Annotated in this window: 19 protein-coding genes, 1 tRNA gene and 1 pseudogene; 8 read left to right on the top strand and 13 right to left on the bottom strand. The window is 65.2% G+C overall.

The features are described 5' to 3' along the window. Positions 1 to 36 precede the first annotated feature (36 nt). From IBX22_RS37820 to IBX22_RS35890, 5 genes and pseudogenes are all read right to left on the bottom strand, one after another. Positions 37 to 990, bottom strand: a pseudogene (locus tag IBX22_RS37820) (ABC transporter ATP-binding protein); the annotation flags it as partial. Further along, positions 987 to 2,420 (bottom strand): branched-chain amino acid ABC transporter permease, encoded by a 1,434-nt coding sequence (locus IBX22_RS35905; protein ID WP_194820293.1) that lies wholly within the window; start codon positions 2,418 to 2,420, stop codon positions 987 to 989. The gene IBX22_RS35905 and the pseudogene IBX22_RS37820, both read right to left, overlap by 4 nt. Beyond that, positions 2,417 to 3,484 (bottom strand): branched-chain amino acid ABC transporter permease, encoded by a 1,068-nt coding sequence (locus IBX22_RS35900; RefSeq protein WP_194820292.1) that lies wholly within the window; start codon positions 3,482 to 3,484, stop codon positions 2,417 to 2,419. Before IBX22_RS35900 ends, IBX22_RS35905 begins: the two co-directional genes overlap by 4 nt. Positions 3,485 to 3,588: 104 nt before the next feature. Beyond that, positions 3,589 to 4,788 carry a branched-chain amino acid ABC transporter substrate-binding protein gene (locus tag IBX22_RS35895; RefSeq protein WP_194820291.1) on the bottom strand — a complete coding sequence of 400 codons (1,200 nt, stop codon included), beginning with the start codon at positions 4,786 to 4,788 and terminating at the stop codon, positions 3,589 to 3,591. A gap of 246 nt (positions 4,789 to 5,034) precedes the next feature. Then, positions 5,035 to 5,652 carry an ANTAR domain-containing response regulator gene (locus IBX22_RS35890; protein ID WP_194820290.1) on the bottom strand — a complete coding sequence of 206 codons (618 nt, stop codon included), beginning with the start codon at positions 5,650 to 5,652 and terminating at the stop codon, positions 5,035 to 5,037. A 226-nt stretch (positions 5,653 to 5,878) separates the two neighbouring features. Between IBX22_RS35890 and IBX22_RS35885 the strand changes: the two genes are divergently transcribed. Next, positions 5,879 to 5,962, top strand: a tRNA-Leu gene (locus IBX22_RS35885). A 46-nt stretch (positions 5,963 to 6,008) separates the two neighbouring features. On the opposite strand, the gene IBX22_RS35880 is transcribed toward IBX22_RS35885, so the two are convergent. Then, positions 6,009 to 6,344 (bottom strand): tyrosine-type recombinase/integrase, encoded by a 336-nt coding sequence (locus IBX22_RS35880; protein WP_309234935.1) that lies wholly within the window; start codon positions 6,342 to 6,344, stop codon positions 6,009 to 6,011. 392 nt (positions 6,345 to 6,736) lie between these two features. On the opposite strand from IBX22_RS35880, the gene IBX22_RS35875 reads away from it, so the two are divergent. Beyond that, entirely contained in the window at positions 6,737 to 7,435 is a 699-nt protein-coding gene (locus tag IBX22_RS35875) for a GNAT family N-acetyltransferase (protein WP_194820289.1), read from the top strand. 140 nt (positions 7,436 to 7,575) lie between these two features. Here IBX22_RS35875 and IBX22_RS35870 read toward each other — a convergent pair whose 3' ends face one another. Both IBX22_RS35870 and IBX22_RS35865 read right to left on the bottom strand, forming a co-directional pair. After that, complete coding sequence (locus IBX22_RS35870) at positions 7,576 to 8,790, bottom strand: hypothetical protein (protein ID WP_194820288.1); 1,215 nt, start codon at positions 8,788 to 8,790, stop codon at positions 7,576 to 7,578. Positions 8,791 to 8,957: 167 nt separating this feature from the next. Then, positions 8,958 to 9,164: a hypothetical protein gene (locus IBX22_RS35865; RefSeq protein ID WP_194820434.1), complete on the bottom strand. Its 207-nt coding sequence runs from the start codon at positions 9,162 to 9,164 to the stop codon at positions 8,958 to 8,960. On the opposite strand from IBX22_RS35865, the gene IBX22_RS35860 reads away from it, so the two are divergent. Next, positions 9,163 to 9,858: an alpha/beta fold hydrolase gene (locus tag IBX22_RS35860; RefSeq protein WP_255526601.1), complete on the top strand. Its 696-nt coding sequence runs from the start codon at positions 9,163 to 9,165 to the stop codon at positions 9,856 to 9,858. The two genes, IBX22_RS35865 and IBX22_RS35860, sit on opposite strands and share 2 nt — an antisense overlap. Here IBX22_RS35860 and IBX22_RS35855 read toward each other — a convergent pair. Continuing rightward, on the bottom strand, positions 9,838 to 10,440 hold the full coding sequence (locus IBX22_RS35855) for a TetR/AcrR family transcriptional regulator (RefSeq protein ID WP_194820286.1): 603 nt from the start codon (positions 10,438 to 10,440) through the stop codon (positions 9,838 to 9,840). The two genes, IBX22_RS35860 and IBX22_RS35855, sit on opposite strands and share 21 nt — an antisense overlap. 55 nt (positions 10,441 to 10,495) lie before the next feature. Between IBX22_RS35855 and IBX22_RS35850 the strand changes: the two genes are divergently transcribed. From IBX22_RS35850 to IBX22_RS35830, 5 genes are all read left to right on the top strand, one after another. Further along, complete coding sequence (locus IBX22_RS35850; RefSeq protein WP_194820285.1) at positions 10,496 to 11,848, top strand: FAD-dependent oxidoreductase; 1,353 nt, start codon at positions 10,496 to 10,498, stop codon at positions 11,846 to 11,848. 10 nt (positions 11,849 to 11,858) lie between these two features. Then, positions 11,859 to 13,643: a gamma-glutamyltransferase family protein gene (locus tag IBX22_RS35845; protein ID WP_194820284.1), complete on the top strand. Its 1,785-nt coding sequence runs from the start codon at positions 11,859 to 11,861 to the stop codon at positions 13,641 to 13,643. A gap of 48 nt (positions 13,644 to 13,691) precedes the next feature. Further along, entirely contained in the window at positions 13,692 to 14,867 is a 1,176-nt protein-coding gene (locus IBX22_RS35840) for a lipase family protein (RefSeq protein ID WP_194820283.1), read from the top strand. Positions 14,868 to 15,001: 134 nt separating this feature from the next. Beyond that, positions 15,002 to 15,619 (top strand): low molecular weight phosphatase family protein, encoded by a 618-nt coding sequence (locus IBX22_RS35835; RefSeq protein ID WP_194820282.1) that lies wholly within the window; start codon positions 15,002 to 15,004, stop codon positions 15,617 to 15,619. A gap of 127 nt (positions 15,620 to 15,746) precedes the next feature. Then, on the top strand, positions 15,747 to 16,157 hold the full coding sequence (locus IBX22_RS35830; protein ID WP_194820281.1) for a hypothetical protein: 411 nt from the start codon (positions 15,747 to 15,749) through the stop codon (positions 16,155 to 16,157). A 45-nt stretch (positions 16,158 to 16,202) separates the two neighbouring features. On the opposite strand, the gene IBX22_RS35825 is transcribed toward IBX22_RS35830, so the two are convergent. The 4 genes from IBX22_RS35825 to IBX22_RS35810 all read right to left on the bottom strand — a co-directional run bounded on the left by IBX22_RS35825 (position 16,203) and on the right by IBX22_RS35810 (position 20,053). Beyond that, entirely contained in the window at positions 16,203 to 17,111 is a 909-nt protein-coding gene (locus tag IBX22_RS35825) for an acyl-CoA thioesterase II (protein ID WP_194820280.1), read from the bottom strand. Position 17,112: 1 nt separating this feature from the next. After that, a complete protein-coding gene (gene pyk / locus IBX22_RS35820; protein WP_194820279.1) occupies positions 17,113 to 18,531 on the bottom strand; it encodes a pyruvate kinase in 1,419 nt (472 codons plus the stop codon). 88 nt (positions 18,532 to 18,619) lie between these two features. Then, on the bottom strand, positions 18,620 to 19,246 hold the full coding sequence (locus IBX22_RS35815; protein ID WP_194820413.1) for an amino acid ABC transporter permease: 627 nt from the start codon (positions 19,244 to 19,246) through the stop codon (positions 18,620 to 18,622). Positions 19,247 to 19,297: 51 nt separating this feature from the next. Then, positions 19,298 to 20,053: an amino acid ABC transporter substrate-binding protein gene (locus tag IBX22_RS35810; protein ID WP_194820278.1), complete on the bottom strand. Its 756-nt coding sequence runs from the start codon at positions 20,051 to 20,053 to the stop codon at positions 19,298 to 19,300. Positions 20,054 to 20,164: the final 111 nt, after the last annotated feature.

Genomic DNA, 20,164 nt, shown 5'->3' with positions numbered 1-20,164 from the left:
GACTTCGGAGTCCGGCTCGGCTTCCGCCGCTCGGGCCTCGTCGTCGGGCACACCCAGGTACGCCGCGATCACGTCCGGGTTCTCGCGCACCTCCGCGGGCAGCCCGTCGGCGATCTTGCGCCCGAACTCCAGCACCACGATCCGGTCCGTCACACCCATGACCAGGCGCATGTCGTGCTCGATGAGCAGCACGGTGAACCCGTCGTCGCGGATCTTACGGATCAGATCCATCAGCGCGGCCTTCTCGGCCGGGTTGAACCCGGCGGCCGGCTCGTCCAGGCACAGCAGCTTCGGCTCGGTGGCCAACGCGCGCGCGATCTCCAGGCGGCGCTGATCGCCATAGGAGAGATTGCGCGCCTTCTCCACCGCACGCGGTGCGATACCGACGAATTCGAGCAGCGCCATGCCCCGCTCGATGGCGTCGCGCTCCTCGCGCCGATGCCGCGGCGTGCGGATGATCGCACCCGGCACCGAGGTCTTGTGCCGGGCGTCGGTGCCGACCACCACGTTCTCCAGCGCGGTCATCTCGTTGAACAACCGCACGTTCTGGAACGTACGCGCGATGCCCAGCCGGGTGATCTCGTTGCGCTTGGACTTCGTCAGCGGCTTGCCGTCGAAGTACACCAGACCCGAAGACGGTTTGTAGACACCGGTGATGGCGTTGAAGCAGGTCGTCTTGCCCGCGCCGTTGGGCCCGATGAGACCGAGAATCTCGCCGCGGCGGATCTCGAAATCCAGCGAGTCCAGCGCGGTGAGACCACCGAACTTCACCGTGAGACCCTCGGTGCGCAGCAGTGGCGCACCGACCGCGGTCTCGATTTCCCGGTGTGGCGCAACCACTTCGGCGACCGTCTCGGCATCGCCGAGTTCCGGGATCACCGCGGTGACGTCGACCTCACCGGCGCTCTCCTCCGGCTCCGGCGGCGCCACATGACCCGCGGCCATGTCCTCGTTGTCGAACAGCGCGTCACCCGCGCCCGGGCCGGTCATCGTCCCGCTCCATCCGTGTCGGGCTGGGCCGGGCGGCGCACCGCCTGGTAGACCTGCCTGCCGTAGGTGAGCAGTTTCTGCCGCACCGGGAACAGACCCTGCGGACGCAGAATCATCATCACCACCAACGCGATACCGAAGTACAGATATTTGAGGTCACCGAGCGACTGCGCGCCACCCGGCCGGAACAACAGCACACTTCCCACCAGCAGCGCACCCATCACGCCGGTGAACACCATGCCGCTGATCACCAAGCGTTTTCGCCAGCCGCCGAGGTCCAGATTCCGCTGGGCCCACTTCCAGTACACCGCCAGCGCGATGAACACCGCCACGTCGAGGATCAGCAGCGTGTAACCGGTGGCCTCGTCGTTCACCATCCGCACCGAGGCGAGCCGGTCGGGCAGGTAGGCGATGATGAACGCACCCGCGAGCACGCCGAGCTTGTTGCCCTGGCCGCCGATGACGACCGCGCAGAGGAACAGCATCGAGTTGACGATGTCGAACCGGGTCGGGTTCACGAACTGCACCTGCCCGGCGTAGATCGCGCCCGACATACCGCCGACCGCGGCGCCGATCATGAAAGCCCACAGTTTGTACTTGAAGGTCTGCACGCCCATGATCTCGGCGACGTCCTCGTCCTCGCGGATCGCCACCCAGGAGCGGCCGACTCGGCTGCGTTCCAGATTGCCGACGATCAGCAGCATGAGGATGATCAGCCCCATACCCAGCCAGTACCAGTAGGTTCCGTAGCTGGCGCGGTCGAGCAGGTTCGCCGAGTCCGCGTCGCCGACGTTGCCGGCGGAGAACACGCCGTCAGGCTTGGCCTCGGATTCACCGATCCGCGGGTAGGCGACCTCGGACAGGCCGAGACTGCCGTTGGTGATCTCACCGAGGTTGTCGGCGAGCAGGCGGACGATCTCACCGAAGCCCAGCGTCACGATGGCCAGGTAGTCGCCGCGCAGCCGCAGTGTCGGTGACCCGAGTATCAGGCCGGAGATCGCAGTCACCAAGACCGCCAGCGGCAGACACGCCAACCAGGCCCAACTCGGGTTGAGCCAGCCACCATCGGTCTGATTCCACGGACTGTTCTTACTCGTGAGCAAGGCTACGGTGTAGGCGCCGACCGCGTAGAAGCCGACGTAACCGAGGTCGAGCAAACCCGCTTGGCCGACAACGACATTCAGGCCGATCGCGATCAGGCAGAACATCGCGACCTTGGCCATCACCAACCCGAAGTTGTAGGACGGGGTGTCCAGCAGCGGTGGCGGGAACAGCGGCAGCAGCGCCAGCAGGACGATGAACGGGACACCGACACCCCACTGGCCCGGGCGGCTGAGGCCGTCCCACCAGGAGCGCAGCCCGTCGCCGATGCCTCGCCGGTCATGCGTCACAGGCGAATCGGGGCCCGCGGCTTTGGTCAGCTCCGTCATGCCCGTGCCCTTCCGAGACTCTCGCCGAGGATGCCGGTAGGCCGGATCATCAGCACCAACACCAGCACCACGAACGCGACCACGTCACGCCACTGGGTGCCGAAGAACAACTGGCCGTACTGCTCCACCACACCGAGGATCAGGCCACCGAGCAGCGCGCCGCGCAGGTTGCCGATACCGCCCAGCACCGCCGCGCTGAACGCCTTGATGCCGAGGATGAATCCACCGGAATAGATGATCCCGTTCGGGATCTTGATCGTGTAGAGCAAAGCCGCCGCACCGGCGAGGATGCCGCCGATGAGGAAGGTCAGCATGATGACCCGCTCGCGGGACACGCCCATCAGCGTGGCGGTGTCCGGGTCCTGTGCCACGGCGCGGATGCCGCGGCCGAATTTCGTTCTGTTGATCAGGTATTCGGTGCCGATCGCGAGGACTACCGCCGCGGCCACGATGATGATCATGATGTTCGTGATGGAGGCGCCACCGAAGCCGAACAGATCGGTCTGCTCGACCATCTGCACACCCTGCTGCGCATTGGTGCCGCCCAGCGTGGTGCCGCCGATCGGGCCCACCTGCTCCGGCAACTTCAACTTCGGCAGGATGTAGTGCACGAATTCCTGCAGCACGAACGACATGCCGATGGCGGTGATCAGAAAGCTCAGCGGTTTCGCACCGCGCCGGCGCAGCGGGCGGTAGGCGATACGTTCCAAACCGACTGCGGCGCCGCCGGAGATGAGCGCGCCGATCAGGCCCGCCCCCACCAGGAACACGACCGTCAGGGCGGCGCCCTGGGAATACGCGTCCGGCGCCGGGGAGAAGCCGAAGATCAGCAGGCCGATCAGCTGCCCGAACAAGCCGAGCATGAAGATTTCCGAGTGCGCGAAATTGATGAGCCGCAGCACGCCGTAGACCAAGGTATAGCCCACGGCGACCAGGGCGTATATGGCGCCGTAGGTCACTCCGTCAACGGTCAGTTGCCAGAAATTATCGATCACTCCGTTGTAGTTGAAGTCGATCGATCCGCCGAGGAGTTGTACTCCGTCGGCCAATGCGGTTGTTGTCATGCGTATTTCGCCCTCATCCAATCGCCCCGGGTCACGAAAGCAGCACGCATGGGATTCGCACGAACCCCATGCGTGCTGCGTTGTCGTGCCCGCGGGCTACCCGACTACTTGACCGTGTAAATCCAGATGAGCGCTTTTTCCAGCTCGCCGTCCGGGCTCCACTTGTAGTTACGGGCCAGCCCGTCACCGCTGTAGGACTTCACGAACGCGAGCAGGTCCGCCCGGGTCTGCTTGCCCGAGTCGATGCCCTTGAACAGGATCGTCGACAGGTCGTAGCCCTCGACCGAGTACACACCGGGCGCTTCGTTGTTGATCGCCTGGTAGTCCTTGGTGAACTTCTCCGGAGCCGGACCGCACGGGCAGGTCAGCGTGGCGCCCTTGGCCGCGCTACCGGCCTGCCGGATGAACTGCGGATCGTTGACACCGTCCGGGCCGACGAAGGTGGCCTTCACGCCACCGGACTTCAGCTGGGCCGCGAACGGCGCACCCTCGGCGTAGTAGCCGGCGAAGAAGATCGCGTCCGGGTTCGCGCCCTTGATCTTGGTGACGGTGGCCGAGAAGTCCTTGTCACCGGCCTTGATGGCGGCGGCGCAGCTCGGGTCCGCGGCGGCACCGAGGCCTTCCTTGATGCTCTTGGCCAGGCCGGTGCCGTAGTCGCTGTTGTCCTCGACGACGCAGACCTTCTTGTACTTGGCGGTGTTGACCAGGTACTTGCCGACGGACGGGCCCTGTACGTCGTCGTTGGCCAGGCCGCGGAAGAAGTGGGTCCAGCCGTTCTTGGTGAGACCGGCGTTGGTGGCCGAGGCGGTCAGCGCGGCCAGGCCGGCGTCGCTGATGATCTTGCCGGTCGCCCGGGTCTCGCCGGAGAAGGTCGGGCCGACCAGGCCGACAATCGACTGATCGTTGATGATCTGCGGAATCACCGAGGTGGCCTTCTGCGGATCACCCTCGGTGTCGAAGGTCTTGAGCTCGATCTTGCATCCCGGGTTCGCGTCGTTGTGCGCCTTGAGCGAGACCTTGATGCCGTACTCGATATTGAGTCCGAGCTGCGCGTTCGGACCGGTTCGCGGTCCGGCGAAAGCGATGGCCGTGCCCGCCGGGCAGGTGGCCTTGCCGTCACCGGCCGGATCGGCGGCCTTGGCCGTCGTGGCGGCCGGCACTTCCTTGCCGTCGGTGTCGACCTGCGCGACCGGGGTGATGGTCAGAGCGCCACCGTTCCCCTCGGTCCCGGTGGCCTTCCCATCATCGGTCGACTTGTCACTGCATCCGGACAGCACCAGCGCGGCGGCAGCGCTGATAACCAATGCGCCTCGCGTGGAACGACTGCGCCATGTCGAACTAAGCACGTCTCACCTCTACGTCCTGCTGAACCCTCATCAGGGTGGACCTACTACGTTGGCCCGTCCAGAACATAGCGCCGGTACGTTAGATCCGCATCACATTCGGATGATGCGAGTGCGGTTATTTCGAAGGTTTTCTGAAGATCGCGTGAAGTCTGAGCAAATTTTCCAGCCCCCAGCGACCGAGGGCTGGCAAACGACCGTCTTTGGTCACTTCGGTGTCAAGTTCTCCAGCACTACCTCGGCTACCGCTTTCATCGTAGTGCGGCGATCCATCGCGGTGCGCTGAATCCACTTGAAAGCCTGCGGTTCCGAGAGACCATGGGTCTGCATGAGCACACCCTTGGCGCGCTCGACCAGCTTGCGCGTCTCCAGCCGGTCGGACAGATTGGCGACTTCGCTCTCCAGCGCGGTGATCTCGTGGAAGCGGCTGGCGGCCAGCTCGATGGCGGGCACCAGGTCCGACTTGGTGAACGGCTTCACCAAATAGGCCATGGCGCCGGCGTCGCGGGCCCGCTCCACTAAATCGCGCTGACTGAACGCGGTCAGGATGACCACGGGCGCAACACGTCTGGAGGCGATCTCCGCAGCGGCGTCGATACCGTCGCGGCGCGGCATCTTCACATCCATGATGACCAGATCCGGGCGATGCTCCACGGCCAGATCCACCGCCTGCTGACCGTCGCCGGCCTCACCGACGACCAGGTAGCCCTCTTCGGTCAGCATCTCCACCAGATCCATCCGAATGAGCGCCTCATCCTCAGCAACGACGACTCGCTTCGCCCCGGCGTCGCGCTTCGAGCCGGCGCCCCCTGCTGTTTCACTCATAGGTAGACCCCTCTGGTTCCGATGCCTGTCCCAACGCACCGCACGGCAGCCGAGACCGATCTACCCAAGCCTCCGCCCGCCCGCCGCGGGCGTCGAGTGATGTAAAGAGTACCGTTCACCCGCGCTCAGACCGTATATACCCTGCGCAAACCGGGTGGCGGTGACACAAGTCGCAACCGGTTCGCGGTTTGCGCCACCGACGGGCTATAGTTCTCTCCCGGTGCTAGCCGATGTGGCGGAACTGGCAGACGCGACGGTCTCAAAAACCGTTATCCGAAAGGATGTGTGGGTTCGAGTCCCACCATCGGCACCGAGGTGGCGGCCCCTTTTTGGGAGCCGCCACCGATCTTTCCCCCTCATGCAGTCCGCAATTGGTCCGCAGCAGCTTTCGCTCCGGCATCCATCCCGTCGGCCACGGTGTCGAGATCGTCCGGGAATAGATGCCCGTAGAGATCCAGGGTCAGCGTCGCCGTCTTGTGGCCCAGCATCTTCTGCACCACCTCGATGTTCGCCCCAGCGCTGATCGCCAGCGATGCGGCGGTGTGCCGAAGACTATGTGGCACAACACCTTCCAAACCCATATCTTCGTCGCCTGATCGAACACCCAGCGGAACTCCCTCTAGGTGTCCGTGCGGCAGGCAAGCAGACAGCACCGCGAAAACACCAGATGAGAGGGCGAAATAAGTACGCACGTTTCCAAACCCCGCACCGGCGGCCAGATACTCTCGTCGAACATTTGGCCACCAGAGTCGGCCTTGTTGCAACGTCGACACTGGTCACTGTGATCGCAGTGGGTACAGACGGTGTCTACGCTCTGTCTCATGGCATTACCGCGGCCGCAAGCCCCGAAATTGCTCTCGCCCTTACTTTCGGACAACCAAACCCGCAGCTGCGGGCGAGACGCGACCCTGTACGGGGAGGGCAACACGAACTAAGCCGCTGATGGAGTCGGGCAACGGGGGCGCACAACCCCCTGCAGAACCCCAATGGATCGCTTGGGGCAGACACACCTCCGCCGGCAGTCCCGGCCCCCATATTTGTGGTTATCGTCGCGATGCCAGTGCCATGGATCACAATGCAGCACATGGGGATTCAGCCGGAACACGACATCAGGATCAAGCACGCTTCGGCGGCAGAGATCGAACAGCACTACAGCCGGTGGGTGGAACTCGCGGGGGTCGGGGACAGCATCGTCGGCGGCAACGGTCCGTCACTATCGCGAGCACAGCGAAAGAATCAGCTTGGCATCGCAGTGCGACCAGAATTCAGGATCCAATTGACGAGGACCATGCGAAGGCACGGCGTCGCGAGGGCAATTTATGCGCGAAGTGTCGTACTCAGCGCCGACGTCGAAGGGCAAGTCATCGGTGGCCTGGTGGCGAGACCGCAACGTGGATACGTCGATGGTGTAGCACCGTTCGGCTCCGAAGTACAAGAGGCAACGCTGGTGCGCCTAATGAAGCTTGAGATCGTTGCCATCGATCGGGAGCACCGCGGAGCGGGCGGCGGAGGGCGGCCGGTCCGGCACGCCCTCGAGATCATGAAAGCCGGAGGGGTGCAGTTGGTCTATGGATCCTTTTCCGCCGACCGCCGCCTCGAACCGTTCTACGAATCCCTCGGGTTCGCCATTGCTGGAAACGGTTACGGGCTCGATCTAGGTCCGGTCACAGGAGCTAGATTCGGGGTGCTTGCTGAAGTTGGGGAGCGATTGTTCGCCTGCAGCCTCGGCGCGAGCCCAGCGTTGGTATTCACTGACGCGAGCGACGGTCCTGTTATCCGATAGTCCAGATGAAACGCGCGGCCGGCGAGATTGGGAAAGCTTTGCGTACAAGGCGAGCCGACCCCGGAATGGTTTAGACGACCCGAACCGACATTCTCCTCCTACGGTGAAAGTGAGCTCGCCGCAGGCATCGAGAGCTACTGCTAGGCCCATGGATTGCCGGCAAGCCAATCGCTAGGAAGGCCAAAGAATTCTAGTGGGTCGATTGGACTAGGCTTGACGCCCAATCCATTATTGAAAGTGATCTCAGCCCATGGCATACCCAACTCGTGAGCGAGCTGATAATGCGCTCCGGGGTGTCTCCATAACTCGAGCGTGGCAACCGAGGACTTATGGAAATGATATGGCATCAACTGGTTTGCCAACAGCACCGCAGAGACGTGACAGTTTTTCCAGGAATCCGGTATGCCGAAAAAGCCATTTCTGTCGCGGACCGGCTGCACTCGCGCCAGTTCGCCATCAGGCGCGAACATGAGCTCGTACTCCAAGTTGCCGTAAAGGGCATTACTTTCATCAAATCGGTCCGTTCCGAGTATGTACGTTCCAATAGCGACAATATACGGTTTCGCTAAGTCGCCATATCTTTTATGCTTTTTCGACAAAGCGCCGAGGATTGTCGGTGCATCGTCGACACGCTGGACTGTCGCGGGGTAAACTCCGATAGCCTCCACATGGGCCGTTCGGTGATGGGTAGCTTTCGGCATTGCTTTGAAGGATGCATGCCAGTCGTCGCACTGCCAATCTTTCACAGGCCACTGCGAAACCTCGGTGAAGTCATCGGGGTCGAGTGAATCCAGCCAGACTTCAAGCATATTTCGCAACTGTCTCACACGCACAGATCTAGCTCCGGTTGTCAATTCAGTAACCCAGAGATGGAAGTTGTTACTTCTTATCGAGTTCACCGAGTCATACAACTGTGCCGTTCGTGCAGCCCGACCTTTGACTTCATCGCTAGCTGCCGGCGAGATTGCTTCAAGGTAGAACCCCTCGCCATCACGCTCGGCGTAGAAATCGGGATGACGCGAGGTGCCAGGGACGTCGGGGTGGATTGTGACAGCATATCCCGCTCTAAGCAAACATTCATGGAGGTATAGCTCCAAGAACGTACTGTTAAAAACGTAGTTGTCCGCCTTACGAAATCTGCTCCGAATTGATTCGTATTCACCCGGGTGGTCGATCCGGCTTGCCCAAGCCTGCAAAAGCAGGCGTACCTGCTCCCAGTATTCACCGGGGATGCGGTTGAGGAACGTAAAAGTAGATTCTCCGTGCCCGGCCGGAGCTGCGTTATTTCGATCGACGTCGTCAAATATGGGCATCCAGCCCTGTGCATCGACGTCATTCGCTGGATGACTGGCCATTACTTGTAACACCCCTCTCGAAGTCGGATTAACTCCCCCTTTTGCGAATCGTCCGGCGCCCTATCAGTGTTACGCACCAGCACGCGCCCCGCTTGCTGCCCCATGCGGGCGTTTTCCAAAACCGTCTCAACGTCGCGGAGCTCCACTGCAGACCACCAGGGCTGCTGCTACGGGGTGGAGGGGACTCGGTAACGGAAGGAGACCGGCGTGAGCGCTTCGTCGTCGATTGTCCATTTTCGGTGCACGACAACAGATCCGCCCGACGCGATGGGGTTCGCGCCCGAGCGGTCAAGTTGAATCGAGTGCACCACCACGAGCGCGTTGTGGGATCCGGCGCTGCTCGACCGGTTGGCCGCGACCAATCGTGTCGTCATGTTCGATTCCGACGGCGCGGCGCGGACCGCGGCCAGCGCATCCGCGCTGTTGACCGTTCAGCAGTTGGCGGATCAAGCTGCCGGTCTCATCCAGGCTCTCCAACTGGACCGGCCTACCGTCGTGGGCTACTCGCTCGGAGGCTTTGTCGCGCAACGTTTGGCGGTGGACCATCCTGGCGACGTCGGCGCGCTGATCCTGATGGGCACCGGTCCTGGTGGAACACAGCAGGTGCTGCCGGATCTGCCCGCACTGGTTCGCGGCGCGCCGGCGTTCGACCCGACAGCGCCCGCGGAGCGGGTCATTCCGCTGTATTTCAGCGGCCACCCCGACGCGCTGGCCGCATGGCGGCAACGAACAGCGCTGCGCCCCAACCGGATCGGCGTCGACCTGACCGGACTCAACCGGCAGCGCGCCGCGTTGACCGACTGGCTGGTCAACCCGTCGGCCAATGTCGTCAGCAGCCTGCCGGCTCTGCGGCTGCCCACCCTGATCCTGGGCGCCGAGAACGACGAGCAAGAACCCGCCGCCAACTCCGCCGTTCTGCATCGCTACATCCCCGGTTCGGAACTGCGGATCTACCCCGCCCTCGGTCACTCGTTCCCTTCGAAGCACCCCGGCGCGTGGCCGAAGACATCGCCCGCTTCACCCGGTAGAAACTTTTGGGCTCAAACGCTATTCGGGGTGGCGGCGTAGAGAGCTGATCATGTCGAGGGCGATCTGGCCGGCTTCGTGGCGGACCTGATCGTCGGTGGTGTCGGCGAGGGTCCAGGCGAGTTCGGTGAGCAGGCCGTAGATGGCGCGGGCGGTGAGGTCGGGTGAGCGGGGGCGGAAGACCTCGGCGCGAATCAGTTGCGCGACCAGGTCGCGGATGAGGCCGACCATGTGTTGTTCGTCGAGTTCGCGCCAGCGGTCCCAGCCCAGGGCGGCGGGGCCTTCCTGGAGGACGATGCGCTGGTAGGCGACGTCGGTGCATTCGTCGAGGAAGACGTTCAAGGCGCGGACCGCGGTGTCCCAAGGGTCACCTGGGGCGCCGAGTGCGGCGGTCAGCCGGTCGGTCAGTTCCTGCTCGACCTGTTCGAAGACGGCCTCGAACAATCCGGGTTTTCCGCCGGTGAAGTGGTGGTACACGGCGCCGCGGGTGAGGCGGGCGGCGCGCGCGATCTCGTCGGCGGACAAGTCCCCGTAGCGCCGTTCGATGAACAGCTTGCGGCCCGCCTCCAGCAGGGCGGTCCGGGTGGCTTCGGCGTATTCCGCTCGTCGTCCCTTGACAGTCACAGCGACAAGACTACATTCACATACATCGTGTATCTGAGATGTTAGGTGTATGCGGATGTCGGAACTCGTTGACGTGATCGTGGTGGGAGCCGGAGCGGCCGGACTGACGGCGGCCCGCGCCCTCACGGCGGCCGGGCGCGAGGTGGTGGTGCTGGAGGCCCGGGACCGGGTCGGCGGGCGCACCCTCAATGTCGAAGTGCCGGACAGTGATTCGTATGTCGAAGCGGGCGGTATGTGGGTCGGCCCGGGGCAGGATCGGGTACTGGGATTGGTGCGCGAACTCGGGTTCACCACGTTCCCGACGCACGATGAGGGCGCGAACATCAGCGACTTCGGCGGTCGGGTGCGTCGCTATCAGGGCCGAATACCGCCGCTGGGTCCGCTCGCACTAGCGGACATCGGTGTGGCGCAGCTGATGCTCGATAGGTCCGCTCGGCGAATTCCGCTGCATGCTCCGTGGACGGCCCCGCACGCGCGGGACCTCGACAGCCAGACCTTCGAAACATGGTTGCGCAAGCACTTACGCACACCGACCGGGCGCGCGTTCTTCCGGCTGGTCACCCAGGCGGTGTGGTGTGCCGAACCGGAGGACATGTCGGCGCTGTGGGCGCAGTTCTACATTCATTCCGGTGGCGGCCTGGACTCGCTGATCAACACGACCGGTGGCGCACAACAGGATCGGGTCGTGGGCGGCACGCAGCGACTGTCGATCACCATGGCCGAGGAGCTGGGCGAGCGCGTCATCCTGCGCGCCCCGGTGACCGAAATCGACTGGCGTGACAACAAGGTCCGGGTACGAGCCGGGCGACGGCAGTGGCGGGCCCGGCACGCCGTCGTCGCGGTCCCGCCGCCGCTGGCCCACCGGATCCGGTTCACCCCGGACCTGCCCGCCGAACGCGCGCAGCTGCTGCAACGGCTGCCGATGGGCTGGACCATCAAGGTCAACGCGGTCTACGACGAATCGTTCTGGCGCGCACAGGGTTTGTCCGGGCAGGCCAACAGCGACCGGCGCGCGCTCGGCACCGTCTTCGACGCCGGTCCGCCCGGCGCGGGCCCGGGCGTCCTGGTCGGATTCCTCGAAGCCACCCACGCGCAGACCGCCGCGCGACTGTCGCCGAAAGCGCGACGCGATGCCGTACTCGACGATCTCGCGGCGTATTTCGGCCCCAAGGCGCGCAACCCCGTCCACTACTTCGAACAGGACTGGGCCAGCGAACCTTTCAGCCGCGGCTGCTACGGCGCCTTCGCGACCCCCTCGACGCTGACCCGCTTCGGTCCGGAGCTGCGTCGCCCGACCGGCCCGCTGCACTGGGCCGGTACCGAAACCGCGACCCGCTGGGCCGGATACATCGATGGCGCAATCGAATCCGGGCACCGCGCCGCCCGCGAAATTCTCACCCTCCGCTGAAGGATCGACAATGGGCAACTTCACCACACGGCCGACCCTGCAGGGCACGTTCGGCATGGTCTCGTCTACGCATTGGCTCGCCTCGGCGGCGGCCATGGCGGTGCTGGAGAACGGCGGCAACGCTTTCGATGCCGCGGTCTCGGCGGCCTTCACCCTGCATGTGGTCGAGCCGCATCTGAACGGACCGGCCGGGGAGGTACCGATAATTCTCGCTTCCGCCGGGCGGACACCCCGGGTGCTGTGCGGGCAAGGCCCCGCGCCGGCGGGCGCGACGATCGCGCACTACACCGACTTGGGATTGGATTTGGTACCCGGCACCGGGCCGTTGGCCGCCGCGGTCCCGGGCGCCTTCGACGCCTGGATGCTGCTGCTGCGCGACCACGGCACCAAGCCGCTGTCGGAGGTGCTGGCCGCCGCGATCTGGTACGCCGAGCACGGGCACCCGGTTCTCGAGGACGTCTCCAGCACCGTGTCCTGGATGCGGCGCCTCTTCGAAACCGAGTGGACCACCTCGGCCGCGCTGTACCTGCCCGGCGGAAAGCCGCCCGCGCCAGGACAATTGCTGAAGAATCCGGCTCTGGCACGGACCTGGCAGCGACTGATCTCCGACGCCGAGGCCGCGAGCGCCGACCGCGCGGCGCAGATCGAGAGCGCGCGCCGCGCCTGGCGTGAGGGATTCATCGCCGAAGCGCTCTGCGCCGCGTCGGAGCGGCCCACGATGGACAGCTCGGGAACGCGCCACGCCGGCACCATGACCGGAGACGACCTCGCGAATTACACCGCGACATACGAGAATCCGGCCACCTACACCTGGAACGGCTGGACGATCGCGAAGCCCGGGCTGTGGAGCCAAGGTCCGGTGTTCCTGCAACAGCTCGCGCTGCTCCCCGAACACCTCGACCACGGCACGGCCGACTACTACCACACGCTGATCGAAGGCTCGAAGCTCGCGATGGCGGACCGCGAGGCCTGGTACGGCGACGGCGCGGCGATACCGTTGGCGGAGTTGCTGTCGCCGTCCTACAACACGGCGCGCCGTGCCCTGATCGGTCCGGAGGCGTCTTTGCGGCTGCGACCGGGCAGACCGGGTGGCCGCGCACCGGAACTGAGCAGCCATGCCGCTTCGGTTGCACCGGAACAGGTTTCGCTGGGCATCGGCGAGCCGACGGTGGCCGCGACGGGCGTCACCCGCGGCGACACCTGCCATCTCGACGTCGTGGACCGCTGGGGCAACATGATCGCCGCCACGCCCAGCGGAGGCTGGCTGCAATCCAATCCGGTCGTGCCGGAATTGGGATTCCCGCTGGGTACCCGGTTGCAGATGGCCTGGCTCGAACCGGGTCTACCGAACTCGCTGGCACCGGGCCGCCGCCCCCGGACCACGCTCAGTCCCTCGATGGCGCTGCGGGACGGCGAGCCCGTGCTGGCGTTCGGCACGCCCGGCGGCGACCAGCAGGACCAGTGGAGCCTGCATTTCTTCCTGGAACTCGTCCTCGGCGGCGGAAGGGTCGGCGGCCAGTGGGATCTGCAAGCGGCGATCGACGCACCGAACTGGCATCAGGACAGCTTCCCCGGCTCCTTTTACCCCCGTGCGATGAATCCGGGCGCGGTGACCATGGAATCCCGCATCGGCGACGAAGTCTTGACAGAACTGCGGCGGCGCGGCCATCGGATCACGGTCACCGACGCCTGGTCGGAAGGGCGCCTGTGTGCCGTCGCCCGCGACCCCGAGACAGGCGTGCTGTCGGCGGCCGCCAATCCTCGCGGCATGCAGGGCTACGCGGCCGGTCGCTGATTCACCGGACACAGCAGTTCATTTCAACCCCTACACGAGAGGTGTTCCATGCGGAATACGACAACCCAGCAGGCCAAGTTCTCCCTGCGGCGCACGGTCGTGGCGCCGCTGATCGCCACGTGTTCGGTCCTGGCCGCCGGAGTGGCCGCGGCAGAGCCGGCGACAGCGCCGGGGACCCTGGTGTCGACCCGGTCGCTGGATACGGCCGAGCTGATCCCGGCGGCCGCCAAAGGTTTTCGGATCGTCTACCGGACCACCGGACAGAACGGTGAGCCGCAGGTCAGCGGCGGCACGGTCTACCTGCCCGCCGGCACTCCCCCGCCGGGCGGCTGGCGAGTGGTGTCCTGGGGCCACGGCACCAGCGGCATGTCGCAGGGATGCGCACCCAATCTCATGGGCGGACACGCGGATTCCCACGACGAAACACCGCAAATGTCGGACTATCTGGCCCAGGGTTACGCCGTGACGGCCACGGACTACATCGGGCTCGGCGCACCGGGCGTCTACGAATACCTGGCCGGGCGGGCCGAAGGACACGCGATGCTCGACATCGTCCGCGCCGGCCACCGCCTCGACGCCGAACTGTCTGACTCCTATGCGCTGGCCGGACATTCCATCGGCGGCCACGCGGCGCTGTACGCGGCCCATCTGTCCGCCGCCTACGCCCCGGAGCTCGACCTGCGCGGCACCGCCGCCTTCGGCGCGACCAGCAACTACGAAGACCTGATCACCGCGCTCTCCGGACCGGACCTGGCCGTGCCGTTCCCCGATGGCCTGCAGGTCCGGGTCCTGATGATTCTGGCCGGCCTGCAACACGCCCGCCCGGAGCTCGCGGCGCTCGATCATCTGAGCGACCGCGGCCGGCAGGTGCTCGCCCTCGCACAAGCCGGCGAAGGCTGCCTGGACGCCGCGACAGCAGCGGTCAAGGGCAAGCCCTTCGGACAGTTGTTCGCGAAACCGCTCGCCGATCCGGCCCTGTCTGCCGCCCTGCGCGACTACATGGCCGCCCCCACCACCGGCTACCACCAGCCCCTGCTACTTCTGCAGGGCGCAGCCGACACCGTGCAGCCGCTGCCCACCACGCTGCTGCTCCAGCAGCAACTCCAGCAGAACAACGTCGACAGCCGCCTGCGCCTCTACCCCTCGGCCACCCACTTCACGCTGCTGCCCCAGTCGCGTCCCGACACCGCGGCCTTCCTCGCCGAGGTCCTGCCGAGTCACTGACAATCGCCCTCCGACCGCGCCCGCCGGTGCGGTCGGTGTACGACGCGCTAAGCCCAGATGAATATGTTTCTGCGCGGGTGTGATTCGTGGCCGGAGTGGTTTTGGAACTCGGGCGGGCGATTTAGCGTGAGCGCATGCACGTCCTGTTCGTCTGTAACGGCAATGTCTGTCGGTCGGTGATTGCCGAGCGGCTGACGCGGTCCGTGGCGGTCGAATATGGGCTGGCGGGGCTTACCGCGGAAAGCGCCGGGACCCGGGCGTTGGTCGGGTTTCCGGTGGAACCGCTTGCTGCGCAGACTATTACGGGGCTGGGGGCGGATCCGGAGGGGTTTCGGGCGCGCAAACTGAAACCGGAAATGATCGATCGGGCCGATCTGGTGCTGACGATGACCGAGCAGATCCGGGATCAGATCGCGGATATGGGATTCGGGGTGGGGGCCCGGACTTTCACGCTGCTGGAGGCGCATCGGATCGCGAAAGTCACCGGGGCGCACACCATCGCGGAATTGCACGTGGCGCGCAATGATCTGTCGCTGGTCGGGCGGGAGAACATCGCCGACCCGGTCGGGTTATCCGAATCCGCGTATTGCGAAGTGGGCGACCGCATCGCCGAAGCGCTTGTGCCCCTGCTGGTCGCGCTCGCGCCGCAGGAACAGAGCCGCCCCGCCCAGGACGAGCCCGGCCTGGTGGTAGGCCCCGAGGCCGGTCCGCCCCCGCTCGCGAGCTTCCTGGCGGCACAGCGCATCCGGTGACACCGGATGCGAAACACCGGACGCGCCGGGCAAATCGCCGTCGCCTCTGTGATTCGTACCAAAGCGGTACTACACTCCCGGCGGACACATTTCCGCCGTAGCTGGTTCGGACACGACAGGAATCGACATGCCGAAACGCATTTCGGATGTTTCGCTCCATGTTTATGTGACACCGGAAACTCTCGACCATGTGGTCGAGACGGTCCGCGAGGTCGTCGACGACCACCTGCAAGATCGCGAAGTGTTCGCGTGGAGATTCACCCTCCCCGTCGATCCGGAGGACGCGGCGCATATCGTCCTCGAATCGCAATGGCGGGTAGATCATCCCGATGTCGATCCGGGCAGCCGGCGCACCTATGAAATCGCGCTGAGCCTCGTCGGGGCGCCCCGCGATCTCACCGCCCCCGGGCTGGCCGCCCTGGAACGCAAGCTAATGCTCGAAACAGCCGGAGCCACCACAGATCTGGAAATTCCCCGGACGATCCGGACACAACGGCGCGACAGTTTCGACTTCGAATTCGAACGCGAGTACCTGTAAAAGAAACCCCGCCGTCCGAGGACGACGGGGCTCCCAGCGATCGATCTAGCGCGAGCGCGCCGGAAAGTGCCGAATCAGGCCTTCCTGCACGGTCGTCGCGAGCAGTTCACCCGAGCGCGAGTAGAACCGGCCGGTGGCCAGCCCGCGCGAGCCCGCCGCCACCGGCGACTCGGTGCAGTACAGCGCCCAGTCGTCGAACCGGAACGGCCGATGGAACCAGATGGAGTGGTTCACCGTGGCCGCCACGATCCGATCCAGGCCCCAGGACAGGCCGTGCGTGGTGATGATCGAATCCAGCACCGTGGTGTCCGACGAATAGCCCAGCGTCGCAACGTGGATCAGCGGATCGTCGGGCAGCTTCCCGTCCGCCTTCATCCAGACGCGGTTGTGGTTCAGCCGCTCCCCCGTGCCCTTCAGAATCCAGGCCGGATCGTTGGTGTAGCGCATGTCGATCGGATGCGGCGCCTTGACGAACATCTCCAGCTTGTCTTCCAAGCCTTCGAAGCTCTCCTCCACCCGCGGCAGCGTCTCCGGATCCGGCACCTGCGGCTGGGCATGCGAATGCTCCAGCCCCTTGCCCCAATCCTGGAACGCGGCCAGCATGACGAACAGTTCCTGCCCGTCCTGGGTGGCGGTGACGGTGCGGTTGGCGAAAGCGCGGCCGTCGCGATGCCGGTCGACGCGGTATTCGATGGGCTGCTTGGTGTCGCCGCCGCGCACGAAATGCGCGTTCACGGCGTGCACGGGACGGTCACCGCAGGTGCGCCCGGCCGCCATGATGGCCTGTGACACCAGCTGCCCGCCGAAGGTGCGGCTCCACACCTTCGCCGGATGCTGGCCGACGAAGACGTCCTCGTCGACCTGCTCGAGATCGAGCAAGCCCAGCAGCACGTCGAGATCGGACGAGCCAGAAGCCGCCCCGAGCCCGACAGAACCGCCTAGGGATGTAGACAAATCAGTGGTCCTCCTCGCCGATGCGGTGCACATGAATCAGGTTGGTGGACCCGACAGTACCCGGCGGCGACCCGGCCACGATGACCACGAGGTCACCTTTCTGATAACGACCCAGCGAAAGCAGTGCGACATCGACCTGATGGATCATGGCGTCGGTGCTGTCCACGGTCGGCACGATGAAGGTTTCGGTGCCCCAGGTCAGCGACAGCTGGCTGCGCACCTCCGGCAGCGGGGTGAACGCGAGCAGCGGCAGCGGGGTGTGCAGGCGAGCCAGGCGGCGCACCGTGTCACCGGACTGGGTGAACGCCACCAGCGCCTTGGCGTTGAGCCGCTCGCCGATATCGCGGGCCGCGTAGGAGATCACGCCACGCTTGGTGCGCGGCACGTGGGTCAGCGGGGGCACCTGAGTGGACTCGGCCTCGACCGCGCTCACGATCCGCGCCATGGTGCGCACCGTTTCGATCGGGTACGCGCCGACCGAGGTCTCGCCGGAGAGCATCACCGCGTCCGCGCCGTCGAGCACCGCGTTCGCCACGTCGGAGGCCTCGGCCCGGGTGGGGCGCGAGTTCTCGATCATCGACTCCAGCATCTGGGTCGCGACGATGACCGGCTTGGCGTTCTCGCGGGCCATCTGCACGGCGCGCTTCTGCACGAGCGGCACCTGCTCCAGCGGCAGCTCCACACCGAGGTCACCGCGGGCGACCATGACGGCGTCGAACGCCAGCACGATGGCCTCGAGGTTGTCGATGGCTTCCGGCTTCTCCAGCTTGCCGATCACCGGAACTCGGCGGCCGACCCGGTCCATGATGTCGTGCACCAGCTCGATATCGGACGGGGACCGCACGAACGACAGCGCGATGAAGTCGACGCCCAGCTCGAGCGCGAATTCCAGGTCCTCGATGTCCTTCTCGGACAGCGCGGGCACGGACACGTCCATGCCGGGCAGCGAGACGCCCTTGTTGTTGGAGACCGGGCCGCCCTCGGTGACCCGGCAGACCACGTCGTTGCCGTCGACCGCCGTGACGGTCAGGCCGACCTTGCCGTCGTCGACGAGCAGGCGGTCGCCGGCTCTGGCGTCCTGCGCCAGCTCCTTGTAGGTGGTGGAGACACGATCATGGGTGCCCTCGACTTCGTCGACGGTGATGCGCACCTCTTCACCGGTCGCCCACATCGTCTTGCCCTCTTTGAACCGGCCCAGCCGGATCTTCGGCCCCTGCAGGTCGGCGAGAATGCCGACCGCACGGCCGAGATCGTCGGAGGCCGCCCGCACCTTCTTGTAGTTCTCGGCGTGGTCGGCGTGCTCACCATGGCTGAAGTTCAGCCGCGCTACGTCCATCCCGCTCTCGACGAGTTCGCGGATCCGTTCCTCGGTGGCAGTGGCCGGGCCGAGCGTGCACACAATCTTCGTCCGTCGCATCACGGTTAGAGCCTAATCCCGTAGGGGTACCAGGTGACGCCGTGCCCTCGGTGAAAAGTGGGTGAAAATAATGAACCGCAGTTGGGTGAAGCTACGAGCGGGCAACATGGCGGGACAGTCGCGTCTCCAAACGGGTCTGCCCGAAGCCCAGGACCAGGCAGATCGCCCAGTAGTAGACGGCGGCGACACCGTAGAGGGCGAAGAAGTCGAACGTGGGCGCCGCCGCGACCTGCGCGGTCCGCAGCAGCTCGGTGACCAGAATGGTGGACGCGAGCGAGGTGTCCTTGACCAACGAGATCAAGGTGTTCGACAGCGGCGGCACCGCGATCCGCGACGCCTGCGGCAGGATGATCAGCCGCATCTCCTGCGCATAGGACATGCCCAGCGCCTCGGCGGCCTCCCACTGGCCGTGCGCCACCGACAGGATCGCGGCGCGCACCACCTCGGCGGCGTAACCGCCGACATTGAGGCTGAACGCCACGATCGCGGCCGGGATCGGGTCGAAGGTGATCCCGAACTGCGGCAGGCCATAGAAGATGATGAACAGCTGCACCAGCAGCGGCGTGCCCCGGATGATCGAGATGTAGAACCGGGCGGCCGCCGAGAGCGGCCACACCGGCGACATCCGGGCCAGCGCCACGAACAGCGCGATCGCCAGGCCGATGAGGAAGCTGACCGCGGTGAGCGGCAACGTCATCTGCACTGTGGCCTTCAGCATCGGCCACAGGTTCTGCCAGATCAGCTCCTTCGTATTCGCATCCACCAGCGGTTACTTGCTGACGTCGGTGCCGAAGTACTTCTCGGAGATCTTCGCCAGCGTGCCGTCGGCGCGCAGGTCGCCGAGTGCCTTGTCGATATCGGCGACCAGCTTGCTGTCGTCCTTGCGGGCGGCGAAGGCCTGCTGGCTGGTCTCCCCGGTCTTGCCCGCGATCTTCACCGAGGTGTCGCCGGTTTTGGTGCTGTACTCGGCGACGGCGAGGTTGTCGTTGACGGTGGCGTCCACGCGATCGTTCTTCAGCAACTGGATGGCCTGCACGAAACCTTCCACCGCTTCGACCTTCGCGCCCGCCTTGGTGGCGACCTTGCTCCAGTTGGAGGTCGCGGACTGCGCGCAGGTCTTGCCGTTCAGGTCGGCCAGGGTGGTGATGGCGTTGTTGTCGGCCTTGGTGACGATCACGCCCTCGGAGGTGGTGTAAGGCTGGGACAAGGAGTACTTGTTCTTGCGCTCGTCGTTGACGGTCACCTGGTTGGCGACCAGGTCGAAACGCTTGGACTCCAGGCCGGCGAAGATCGCGTCCCACGGGGTCTGCACGAATTCCACCTTGCGGCCCAGCTTCTGACCGACCGCCTCGATGATCTCGACGTCGTAGCCGGTGAGCTTGAGACCCGGCCCCTGGAAGCTGAACGGGGCATAGGTGCCCTCGGTGCCGACCTTCAGCACAGTCGAATCGTCGCTACCGCAGGCGGACAGCCCGGTGGCGGCGACGATAGCGAGCATGGCGGCGGCGAATAGCTTGCGGCGCATCGGAATCCCTCGTCTCTTCAACCCAAAATCCGACCCAACCTACTCCGGGTCTGCTGCGTTGCACAGTATCGCGATCTTGCCGCGCGAAACACTTGACACACGAAAACACCC

Source organism: Nocardia sp. XZ_19_385 (assembly GCF_015355755.1).
In the GTDB taxonomy this organism is placed as follows: Bacteria; Actinomycetota; Actinomycetes; order Mycobacteriales; family Mycobacteriaceae; genus Nocardia.
The sequence above is the reverse complement of the archived record's forward strand: the minus strand, read 5'-3'. Positions and strand labels throughout refer to the sequence as shown.

Coding starts and splice junctions, on each gene's coding strand:
- IBX22_RS35860 (WP_255526601.1), top strand. CDS start 9,163: ATGTTCGATTCCGACGGCGCGGCGCGGACCGCGGCCAGCGCATCCGCG.
- IBX22_RS35840 (WP_194820283.1), top strand. CDS start 13,692: ATGCGGAATACGACAACCCAGCAGGCCAAGTTCTCCCTGCGGCGCACG.
- IBX22_RS35875 (WP_194820289.1), top strand. CDS start 6,737: ATGGGGATTCAGCCGGAACACGACATCAGGATCAAGCACGCTTCGGCG.
- IBX22_RS35870 (WP_194820288.1), bottom strand. CDS start 8,790: ATGGCCAGTCATCCAGCGAATGACGTCGATGCACAGGGCTGGATGCCC.
- IBX22_RS35815 (WP_194820413.1), bottom strand. CDS start 19,246: ATGCTGAAGGCCACAGTGCAGATGACGTTGCCGCTCACCGCGGTCAGC.
- IBX22_RS35845 (WP_194820284.1), top strand. CDS start 11,859: ATGGGCAACTTCACCACACGGCCGACCCTGCAGGGCACGTTCGGCATG.
- IBX22_RS35835 (WP_194820282.1), top strand. CDS start 15,002: ATGCACGTCCTGTTCGTCTGTAACGGCAATGTCTGTCGGTCGGTGATT.
- IBX22_RS35850 (WP_194820285.1), top strand. CDS start 10,496: ATGTCGGAACTCGTTGACGTGATCGTGGTGGGAGCCGGAGCGGCCGGA.
- IBX22_RS35865 (WP_194820434.1), bottom strand. CDS start 9,164: ATGACGACACGATTGGTCGCGGCCAACCGGTCGAGCAGCGCCGGATCC.
- IBX22_RS35890 (WP_194820290.1), bottom strand. CDS start 5,652: ATGAGTGAAACAGCAGGGGGCGCCGGCTCGAAGCGCGACGCCGGGGCG.
- IBX22_RS35810 (WP_194820278.1), bottom strand. CDS start 20,053: ATGCGCCGCAAGCTATTCGCCGCCGCCATGCTCGCTATCGTCGCCGCC.
- IBX22_RS35905 (WP_194820293.1), bottom strand. CDS start 2,420: ATGACGGAGCTGACCAAAGCCGCGGGCCCCGATTCGCCTGTGACGCAT.
- IBX22_RS35830 (WP_194820281.1), top strand. CDS start 15,747: ATGCCGAAACGCATTTCGGATGTTTCGCTCCATGTTTATGTGACACCG.
- IBX22_RS35900 (WP_194820292.1), bottom strand. CDS start 3,484: ATGACAACAACCGCATTGGCCGACGGAGTACAACTCCTCGGCGGATCG.